9 protein-coding genes are annotated in these 9,876 nt (G+C 48.8%); 7 read left to right on the forward strand and 2 right to left on the reverse strand.

What is annotated here, in order from left to right; genetic code table 11:
- Nucleotides 1–1,378 (forward strand): chloride channel protein (locus ABUA47_RS20260; protein ID WP_349831951.1); only part of this gene is annotated, 1,378 nt, incomplete at its 5' end.
- Here ABUA47_RS20260 and ABUA47_RS20265 read toward each other — a convergent pair.
- A complete protein-coding gene (locus ABUA47_RS20265) occupies nt 1,375–2,742 on the reverse strand; it encodes a TrpB-like pyridoxal phosphate-dependent enzyme (RefSeq protein ID WP_005831725.1) in 1,368 nt (455 codons plus the stop codon). The two genes, ABUA47_RS20260 and ABUA47_RS20265, sit on opposite strands and share 4 nt — an antisense overlap.
- Before the next feature lie 133 nt (nt 2,743–2,875).
- On the opposite strand from ABUA47_RS20265, the gene ABUA47_RS20270 reads away from it, so the two are divergent.
- Together ABUA47_RS20270 and ABUA47_RS20275 are read left to right on the forward strand one after the other, a co-directional pair.
- Nucleotides 2,876–4,705, forward strand: coding sequence for a TrkH family potassium uptake protein (locus tag ABUA47_RS20270; protein ID WP_349831952.1), 1,830 nt, complete (start codon nt 2,876–2,878; stop codon nt 4,703–4,705).
- A 5-nt stretch (nt 4,706–4,710) separates the two neighbouring features.
- Nucleotides 4,711–5,397 carry a potassium channel family protein gene (locus tag ABUA47_RS20275; RefSeq protein ID WP_005831720.1) on the forward strand — a complete coding sequence of 229 codons (687 nt, stop codon included), beginning with the start codon at nt 4,711–4,713 and terminating at the stop codon, nt 5,395–5,397.
- A gap of 51 nt (nt 5,398–5,448) precedes the next feature.
- Here the strand turns inward: ABUA47_RS20275 and ABUA47_RS20280 are convergent, their stop codons facing one another.
- A complete protein-coding gene (locus ABUA47_RS20280) occupies nt 5,449–6,957 on the reverse strand; it encodes a DUF3843 family protein (RefSeq protein WP_034526093.1) in 1,509 nt (502 codons plus the stop codon).
- 293 nt (nt 6,958–7,250) lie between these two features.
- Here ABUA47_RS20280 and ABUA47_RS20285 point away from each other — a divergent pair, with 293 nt between their 5' ends.
- The 4 genes from ABUA47_RS20285 to ABUA47_RS20300 all read left to right on the forward strand — a co-directional run bounded on the left by ABUA47_RS20285 (nt 7,251) and on the right by ABUA47_RS20300 (nt 9,648).
- Complete coding sequence (locus tag ABUA47_RS20285) at nt 7,251–7,871, forward strand: DsbA family protein (protein ID WP_009038156.1); 621 nt, start codon at nt 7,251–7,253, stop codon at nt 7,869–7,871.
- Between the two features lie 556 nt (nt 7,872–8,427).
- A complete protein-coding gene (locus ABUA47_RS20290; protein WP_349824525.1) occupies nt 8,428–8,568 on the forward strand; it encodes a hypothetical protein in 141 nt (46 codons plus the stop codon).
- A 246-nt stretch (nt 8,569–8,814) separates the two neighbouring features.
- On the forward strand, nt 8,815–9,294 hold the full coding sequence (locus ABUA47_RS20295) for an HU family DNA-binding protein (protein ID WP_009038158.1): 480 nt from the start codon (nt 8,815–8,817) through the stop codon (nt 9,292–9,294).
- Nucleotides 9,295–9,420: 126 nt separating this feature from the next.
- Nucleotides 9,421–9,648 carry a DUF4248 domain-containing protein gene (locus ABUA47_RS20300; RefSeq protein ID WP_005831704.1) on the forward strand — a complete coding sequence of 76 codons (228 nt, stop codon included), beginning with the start codon at nt 9,421–9,423 and terminating at the stop codon, nt 9,646–9,648.
- Nucleotides 9,649–9,876 lie beyond the last annotated feature (228 nt).

Genomic DNA, 9,876 nt, shown 5'->3' on the forward strand with positions numbered 1-9,876 from the left:
GTACTGGCACATTCCACTCTTTCTGTTTTCTTGGGGCATTCTCGTCTTCGTCATGTGGCTCGTGGGGAAAATGCCGCTTATCGGCGGGGGAGGTATTCCGCAGACACGCGGCGTGATTAACGGGCGCATCACTTACCGGCATCCTTTCATCGAGATGGTATCCAAGTTTGTAGGGGGCATTCTGTCCTTCTCGGCGGGGTTGTCTTTGGGGCGCGAAGGGCCTTCCGTGCAGATAGGCTCTTATGTGGGTAGCCTGGTATCCCGCTGGACTCATATCCTGAAAGGCGAACAGAAACAGTTGCTGGCAGCCGGGGCGGGAGCGGGGCTCGCTGCGGCTTTTGCAGCGCCACTGGCTTCCTCGCTCATTGTAATAGAATCCATTGAACGCTTCGATGCCCCTAAGACGGCCATCACTACCTTGCTGGCGGGTGTTGTGGCAGGAGCCGTGGCAAGCATGGTCTTTCCTGTGAATCCTTACCATCTGATAGAAGTAACGGAACCGGTTTTCGCCTTCTTTGTCCAGATGAAGTATTTCTTGATATTGGCGGTGATTGTCTCCGTATGCGGGAAGTTCTACTCCTCCACCATGAATGCTTTCAGGCATGTGTATGCCAAAGTCAATTCTCCGGCGTATGTCAAGATGTTCTATCTGGTGCTGGTGGCCTACATCATTTCGCTGATGCAGGTCAATCTGACTGGAGGCGGGGAGCAGTTTCTGCTGGCCCAGGCACAGAACGGCAGTACGCAGATTATGTGGGTGACGGCTGTCATGTTGCTGCATTTCGTCTTTTCCGTTTTCTCTGTCTCTTCCGGATTGCCGGGCGGCAGTTTCATTCCGACGCTGGTTACGGGAGGGTTGTTGGGACAGATTGTCGGTCTGGTAGGAGTGAGGTACGGTGTCATCGGGCAAGAGAATGTCAGTTATATCATGCTTGTTTCCATGTCGGCTTTTCTGGTGGCCGTGGTCCGTACACCGCTCACGGCCATTGTGCTGATTACGGAGATTACGGGGCATTTTGAGGTCTTTTACCCTTCGGTGGTTGTTGGTGGGTTGACCTACTATTTTACGGAACTTCTGCAAATGAAGCCTTCCAACGTCTCCCTCTATGAAGATATGATTCATGCTCCCGATTTTAAAGAAGAGAAACGCTATACGCTTTCAGTGGAGATTATGACGGATTCTTATCTGGACGGGAAACTGGTGGACGAACTGTTCCTGCCGGAGCGTTGCGTCATTATCAATGTACATCGGGATGGAAAAAATCTGGTCCCCGCAGGAACTCGTTTGATTCCGGGGGACCAGGTACAGATTGAGATGGACTCGCAGGACATAGAGAAACTCTATGAACCGCTTGTCAGTATGGCGAATATCTATTAAGCCAGATTGCCTATCTCGTCCAGATTCTTCTGGATGTCGGCATCCGTCAGCTCGTAATTCACTAAATCGCCGGACAAATACTTGTCGTAGGATGCCATGTCGATAAGTCCGTGACCGGAAAGGTTGAACAGAATCACCTTCTCTTCACCCGTTTCCTTGCATTTGTTTGCTTCGCGGATGGTGGCGGCAATGGCATGGCAGGACTCGGGGGCGGGGATGATGCCCTCTGCTTGCGCAAACAGACAACCGGCGTCGAATGATTCGAGCTGCTTGATGTCCACCGCTTCCATATAACCGTCTTTCAGCAGTTGTGATACGATGACACCTGCACCGTGATAGCGTAGGCCGCCGGCATGGATATTGGCAGGGGCAAAGTTGTGTCCCAGTGTAAACATGGGCAGCAACGGAGTGTATCCGGCCTCGTCGCCGAAGTCGTATTGGAATTTGCCGCGTGTCAGCTTCGGACATGAGGCAGGTTCGGCGGCGACAAAGCGTGTTTTCTTTCCTTCGAGGATGTTGTGGCGCATGAAGGGGAAGGCGATACCGCCAAAGTTGGAACCTCCTCCGAAGCAGGCGATGACGGTGTCGGGATATTCACCCGCCATTTCCATCTGCTTTTCGGCTTCCAGTCCGATGACGGTCTGGTGCAGGGCCACGTGGCTCAATACGGAGCCGAGGGTATATTTGCAGTTGGGAGTGGTCTGTGCCAGCTCTATAGCTTCGGAAATGGCTGTTCCCAGCGAGCCCTGATAGTTGGGATGGGCGGTCAGTATATCTTTTCCGGCGCGGGTAGACATGGAGGGAGACGGGGTAACCTGCGCACCGAATGTCTGCATGATGCTGCGGCGGTAGGGCTTTTGCTCGTAACTGATTTTTACCTGATAGACAGCGGCTTCCAGTCCGAAGAGGCGGGCGGCATATGCCAGGGAAGCTCCCCATTGTCCGGCACCGGTTTCGGTGGTCACGTTAGTCACTCCCTCCTGCTTGCAATAGTATGCCTGCGGGATGGCGGAGTTCAGCTTGTGCGAGCCCATCGGGCTGACGCTCTCGTTCTTGAAGTAGATATGTGCCGGTGTGCCGAGCGCTTTCTCCAATCCATAAGCGCGCACCAGCGGAGTGCTGCGGTAGTATTTGTACATTTCGCGGACCTCTTCGGGGATTTCAATCCACGTGTCGGTCTGATTCAGTTCCTGGCGGCAGAGTTCCTCGGCAAAGATAGGATACAAGTCTTCTGCTTTCAGCGGTTGCTTGGTGCCGGGGTGAAGCGGTGGCATGGGCTTGTTCACCATATCGGCTTGTATGTTATACCAGTACTGTGGGATTTCCTCTTCCGGGAGAATGAATCTTTTCTTTTTGTTGCTCATAGTGGTTAAAATTATTAATAATTCAATGCCCAAATGTAGCTATTATTTTTGAACCAATTTCTTTTTCCTTTTGTTTTTTGTATATCAAGGTATATTTGTCTAAGTTTGCCGCGTTTCATTAATCGATGCATTTATGAAGATTTATCATAAATTCCTTTTGTATCAAAATAAATGGATTCACCCTTACGTACGGATGACAGTGGGAGTAATGACTTCCATCACTTATTTGGCCTCCATCCTGCTGATTGTCGGCGTGGTCTATGAGCATGGCTTTACGATTTCAGAGGTCGAGGCGCATCAGCTCCAACGCTTGTACCATGGGGTGTGGATTGTTTTTCTGGGAGATGTCACCCTTCGCATTTTGCTGGAATACAAGGATACCCGGCGCACCTTCAGTAAGCTCACCTGGATACTGACCATTCTGCTCTATCTGACCCTTATCCCGGTCATTTTCCATCGTCCGGAGGAGGAGGGCGCCATCTTGCAGTTCTGGGAATTTCTGCATGGCAAGGCCTATCATCTTGTCCTGCTGCTGGTGTTTTCCTTTTTCAGCCTTTCCAACGGGCTGGTACGGTTGTTGGGGCGGCGTACGAACCCTTCGCTTATTCTGGCTGCAAGTTTCCTGATAATCATAATGATAGGCACGGGGCTGTTGATGTTGCCGCGCTGCACGACGAACGGCATATCGTGGGTCGACTCGCTGTTCATATCCACCAGTGCGGTGTGCGTCACGGGGCTGACGTCTGTCGATGTGGCGTCCACTTTTACCCCGACCGGTTTTGTGGTAATCATTCTGCTGATTCAGATAGGCGGTCTGGGAGTGATGACACTGACGAGCTTCTTTGCCATGTTCTTCATGGGTAATACCTCGTTGTACAATCAGTTGGTGGTGCGCGACATGGTGAGTTCCAATTCCTTGAATTCCTTGCTCTCCACCCTGGTCTATATTCTGGCCTTTACGCTGGTGATTGAAGGAATAGGGATGCTTGCTATCTGGGGAGACATCCACGGGACGATGGGGATGGACCTTCAAGAAGAGCTGGCCTTTTCCGCTTTTCATGCCATTTCCGCTTTCTGCAATGCGGGATTCTCCACGTTGCCCGGAAATCTGGGTAATCCGTTGGTGATGACGGGGCACAATCCGTTCTTCATCTATATATCTCTGCTGATTATTTTGGGGGGTATCGGTTTCCCCATACTGGTGAATTTCAAGGATATTATTCTTTACCATCTGCGTCGTCTGTGGCACTTTCTGCGTACGTGGCATTGGGACGGCAAGCGTTTTTACCATCTGTACAACCTGAATACAAAGATTGTACTGATAGTCACCTTCCTGCTGCTGGTACTGGGCACGGTGGGCATTGCTGTCTTTGAGTGGAATGCCTCCTTCGCCGGCATGTCGGTGGCAGACAAGTGGACGCAGGCGTTTTTCAATGCCACGTGTCCCCGTACGGCAGGCTTTACCAGTGTGGACTTGGCAGGCTTGGGGGTACAGACATTGCTTATATATCTGTTTCTGATGTGGGTGGGAGGCGGTTCACAGTCTACGGCAGGCGGTATCAAGGTAAATGCCTTTGCGGTAGTGGTGCTGAATCTGGTGGCTGTGTTGCGCGGCACGGAACGGGTAGAGGTGTTTGGCCGTGAGCTGTCACATGATTCCATCCGTCGTTCCAATGCCACGGTGGTGATGTCGTTCGGCGTCTTGTTGCTGTTTGTTTTCATCATCAGTATGCTGGAGCCGGGTACGTCGCTTTTGGCCATTACCTTCGAGTGTGTGTCGGCATTGAGCACGGTGGGGTCTAGTTTGAACCTTACCCCGCGGTTGGGAGACGACAGCAAGCTACTGGTGGCACTGCTGATGTTTGTGGGGCGTGTGGGACTGATTACGCTGATGCTTGGCATCATCAAGCAGAAGAAGCATACGAAGTATCAGTATCCGAGTGGTCAGATTATAATCAATTAAATAAGATGAAGTATATTATTATCGGTTTAGGGAATTATGGTCACGTGCTGGCAGAAGAGCTTTCTGCACTGGGGCACGAAGTGATAGGTGCGGACGTGAGCGTCGGCCGGGTGGATAGTCTGAAGGAAAAGATTGCCACAGCCTTTGTCATCGACGCTACGGACGAGCAGGCCTTGTCCGTATTGCCGCTGAACAGTGTGGATGTGGTGATTGTTGCCATCGGCGAGAATTTCGGTGCATCCATCCGTGTAGTGGCTTTGCTGAAGCAGAAGAAGGTGCAGCATATCTATGCCCGCGCCATTGACGCTGTCCACCGTTCCGTACTCGAGGCTTTTGAGCTGGAACGCATTCTTACTCCCGAGGAGGATGCCGCACGCGGACTGGTACAGTTGCTGGAATTCGGTGCCGATATGGAGACATTCCGCGTGGCACCGGATTATTATGTAGTCAAGTTCACCGTTCCGGACAAGTTCATTGGCTATTATGCCAATGAATTGAATCTCGATAAGGAGTTTGGCCTGAAGATGCTCGCCTTGAAACGTGCCGAGACTTTGAAGAATTGCCTGGGCGTCTCGTATGTGGAACACAATGTACTGAACGAACTGCCGGAAAATGACCAGATACAAGCCGGCGACCAGTTAGTGTGCTACGGACGGTATAAGGATTTCCAGAAGTTCTGGAAAGCACTATGATAATTGGTAGTTGGAAATGTGTCAAAAGTGGTATTCACCCCCCATTTTCAACTAATCAAAGTCTTTCTCCCGACACCGATAATGGAAATAATCAGTCAGGAAGTGTGCATTCTTGCGTATGAACTCTTGCCCGTATTCTTTTCTTTGCAAACTGTTCAGATAAGCATCCGGAAGCATGCCTTCGTCTTGCAGGATGCAACTCAATTGGTAGGGGATAATGTCTGGGTTGACGATGAACATAATGGCGTTTTTCTCTGCTTCCTCCTTATTATAATTGGGGTTGTCCGGAGATTTGATGCATTCGCACAGCTTGAATTGGATATGTAGGCCGGTGTGCGGGTTGGCCATCAGCATGGCTCCGGTTTCTGTATGTATGCGTGGTATGTCCAGGTCTTCTTTCAAGCCGTATCCCATCTTGTTCAGCAGAAAATCAGAGATTTCCTCTTGCGATTGGCAGAATACAAAAGATTTCCCGCCGGATGCTTTTATGAAATCATGGAATGTAGCCTTTTCATTCGTCTTTTCTTTCTGTTTCGTCAAGTCGTCCACATATTCCGCCATTTTCTGGTCGTACTTGTTTTCGAGAAGCATGCCGCACTGCCACCATGCGTTGCCAAAATAAATCAGTTCGCAGATAAGGGTGCTTTTCCCTGCCTCTCGGCTACGGATGGCCGAAAGGTTCAAGGACTTCTTGGTTATCTTGAATTCGCCTTCGTCCTCACTGCACAAATCTTTGACGTACAGAAATTCATCGTCTTCTTTCTCCAGCAGATAGCAACTGTTTTCCCGTGCCTTCACCTTGCCCCAAAGCTGATGTTCGGGATGGGCTTTTCCGATGAGAGCCAGCCATTCCGGTGAGGTCAGCGACAGCAGGTTGCGGCGGCCTTTGAACGTCAGTGAGGTGCGTGTGGCATATATGAGGGTCTCTGCCATTTCGGGAGTAATCTTTTCATCATCCAGCAACCGTTCAGCTTCGTCCCGGCATTGGGCGACATTTTCGATGTTGAAGTAGCATTGGTAGTGAAACCAATCCAGTATCTCCCGGTAGCGGAAGAAGTCTTCTTCTCCCATGGCAGAGTGGTATAGAAATTCCTGCATCCTTTCATTTTCGGGAGCGGTTTCGTATTCCTCTGCAAGCAGTCCGTATATCTCTTGTGCAGTCTGCTCTATTCCGGGATTCTCGGGGTTGATGGCGCTTATTCCCCGGCACAGATATTGTATATGGTGCCAAAGCAGAAAGCGTATGTCCTCCAGATTGATTTCATCCGGAAAATAATCGCCTTTGATGGGGTAGAAGGGCAGATAGGCTCCGTATCGCTTCCGGCACTCGGCAGTGAATGCCTGCCAGATGCCGGTCTGGGAGATGACGTCCTCAAACCATGCGGCGAGGCAGAGGCTTGTATAGCGTATGTTTTCCTCTTCTTCGAAGGCGTCGGCTATCGTTGAAGAGTAAAGTCTTTTGTGGATTTCGTTTGCAATGCCGACGTAGTACTGGTCAACGCTGTTTGTCTGCTTGTACGGATGCAGTTCCAACCATTTTTTGGGATATATTTTCTTCATGACTCTAAAGTGAGTTTGGTGTGTATTTTTTATATGTTTCATTTCCAGCGTAAAGATATGTTTTTTATGGGAATTTTCTTGTTTTTCCTCCTTTCGATTAGTATATTTGTATGCTACTATTAAATCGTTCCATCGTGTGGAAAAAATCGTTCTACCATGGTGGAACGATTTTTCTTCCGTGGTGGAATGATATTTTCTCCATGGTGGAATGATTAAAGAATAGCATTTCTTCTCCTTAATGCCGTGGAAGAAGAAATGACGGAATTGCAGGACCATTTAAAAACAGAATATATATGAGTGCGTATTACGACCTTTTCGAGAAACCCGACGTCCGCCAGACCGGCGAGCAACAATCCCTTTATGCCCGCTTTGTCCCCAAGGGCACCATCGACCGCAAGGAATTTATAGAGCGTGTACATCTTTTCACCGGTCTCAGCCGCAGCCTGCTGGAAGGAGCGATGGCAGGCTTTATGGATGAGTTGCGCGACTGCCTTGCCAATGGCTGGACGGTGGAGCTGGGCGAACTGGGTTACTTCACCCCCTCTTTGAGTTGTACCCGCCAGGCGACGGACAAGAAAGAGCTTCGTGCTGCCTCCATCGCTTTGCGCGGGTTGAATTTCCGTCTGGGCAGGGAGTTCTATAAGGATTTGAAAGGTAAGATGCAGTTGGAGCGTTGTCCGCAATCGACATCGGCGCCTGCTTCGTCTGCCGATGAGGCGTTGGGCGTGGAGCAGCGCTGGCAGTTGCTGGATGAGTATTTGCAGCAGTATCCCTGCATCAATCGCTCCCAGTATGCACGGCTGGCAGGACGTAGTTATAAGCAGGCTGTTGTCGATTTGAACAGGTTTATAGAAGAGGGGATGCTGATGAGGCATGGGATGGGGCCGAGTGTGGTGTATGCCAGAAAGAGGTAAAATTCAAGATGTGTATTTGCATCCGAATCGAAATGCAAAGGACATATCCCGTGAGCTCAATATGGATAAAGGGCTGTTATCCCGCATATTGAAAAAGCTGGAGGTAAATCATTCTCGACACCCCCAAGAATACGGACAGAGCACATCTGTTTTATGAGAAAGCCGGATCCAAGAAAATAGAGAAAGAAGAACTCCCCATCGAATACGATTATCCGTATGATGACAGTGACTTCTTCTGCCTGACCTTGAACGGATACCAATAAATTTACGGTTATTAGAAATTTAATCGGATAAATTAAGATTTATGGAGATACATAAAGTCCATTCTGTTTTTTTTCAGTGCTACATTTACTACCAAAGCCATCGTGCAGGGTATCGTCAAGCAGCTGCACGCCGATAATATCCAACATGACATTACGAGTAATGTTTTAATCCCCCGGTTTGAGATTGGGACGCGATGAATTGTTGGTCGTAGGCGTGCCGTCCTATTCAGGAAGAGTGCCCGACACGTGCCATTGCGTCGGAGAACCCCATAAAGACAGATGAAGGTCAATGTATTTCATGTGGAAGGTGCATTGCCCTATGTCCTGTCGGCTCACGAAACTACCACTATCCATTTTTGGGAAAAAAGAGTTTGGAGTTTGCAAGCGCAAATTCAGAGAGAAAAGAACTTGAACTTTTTTACGCTGTCAATTAAAGATGCCGTAAAGGATAAAAACAATGTATGATTAAGGAATAAAATTTCTTAGTCATTGTCTATCAGTTCCTTTCTTTTTCTCCAATATCCTTTTTTATCCTACGAAAACCTCCTTAAACCTCCGTTAAAGCACCACCCCGTTTTCTGCCCGTTGTATCTTTGCATCGTGGTCACAAAGAAACTGGTTTTGCAGACTGACGAGCGAACAAGACCGACTTTTATTAATCAATTTAAAATTAAAAAACTATGGCTTTGAATTATGAAGTAAAAAAGAGAGTATTCGGTTTTGACGAGACAAAAACGGAAAAGTACGTGGCGCAGATGAAAACTTTGGGTGTGGTAGGTTTTAAGGATTTATGCGACGAGGTTTCCAAGATAGGCATGGCGCCTCGCGGTGTGGTGAAGTTGGTGCTGGACGGATTGATCGACACCTTGAATATGGATATCAACAAGGGATTTTCGGTACAGCTGGGTGAGTTCGGCTGTTTCCGTCCCGGCATCAACGCCAAGAGCCAGGACAAGCTGGAAGATGTAAAGGCAAGCACGATTTATCGCCGCAAGATTATCTTCACCCCGGGCTTCTACTTTAAGGATATGCTGACCCGCGCCAGCGTAGAGAAGATGGATTGGTCGGGCAACGGCACCGTTTCTGGCGGGGGTAGCTCCAAACCAAATCCGGATGGCGGCGGTTCCGATGGCGACCAGGGAGAAAATCCGTTAGGATAAACATTCTGTAAATAAGGAGAATATGAACTTTCTCAGAAAAAGGTTCATATTCTCCTTGAAATACTTGACTTCGCCTTTTGAATATCGTATCTTTACATCAATCATTTAAAAATCAGACAAACTGCTATGGAAACAGAAAATGGCTTTCGTATCACGACTTATAAAAAGAAAGATTTGGCATGCCTCTATTGCCCCAATGCTACTGCACGTTGCGCCATCCGCACCCTGACGCGGTGGATAAAACGGAATCACGAACTGTATGAAGCCTTGGCGCATACCGGGTACAATGTAAGGACACGGACATTCATGCCGAAGCAGGTGAGTCTTATCGTACAGTATCTGGACGAACCTTAATATTCTTTTCAACCTCATTTATTATGTTAAAGCGGGAAGTTGCGGTTAAACTTCCCGCTTTTGTTTTTGTCATAGATACGTTGCAACACAATAGGTATAACTAACATAAGGTATTAATTAAAAAAAGAGAAAAATGATGAAAAGAATAGTTCTGATATGGATGGCCGCCTTCCTGATGGGTGGCATGGCAATGGCACAACATGCCCGCCACAGTGAGAAAATGCCCGA

It is taken from the genome of Bacteroides sp. RTP31139st1_H2_RTP31139_211217 (genome assembly GCF_040227615.1).
In the GTDB taxonomy this organism is placed as follows: domain Bacteria; phylum Bacteroidota; class Bacteroidia; order Bacteroidales; family Bacteroidaceae; genus Bacteroides; species Bacteroides uniformis.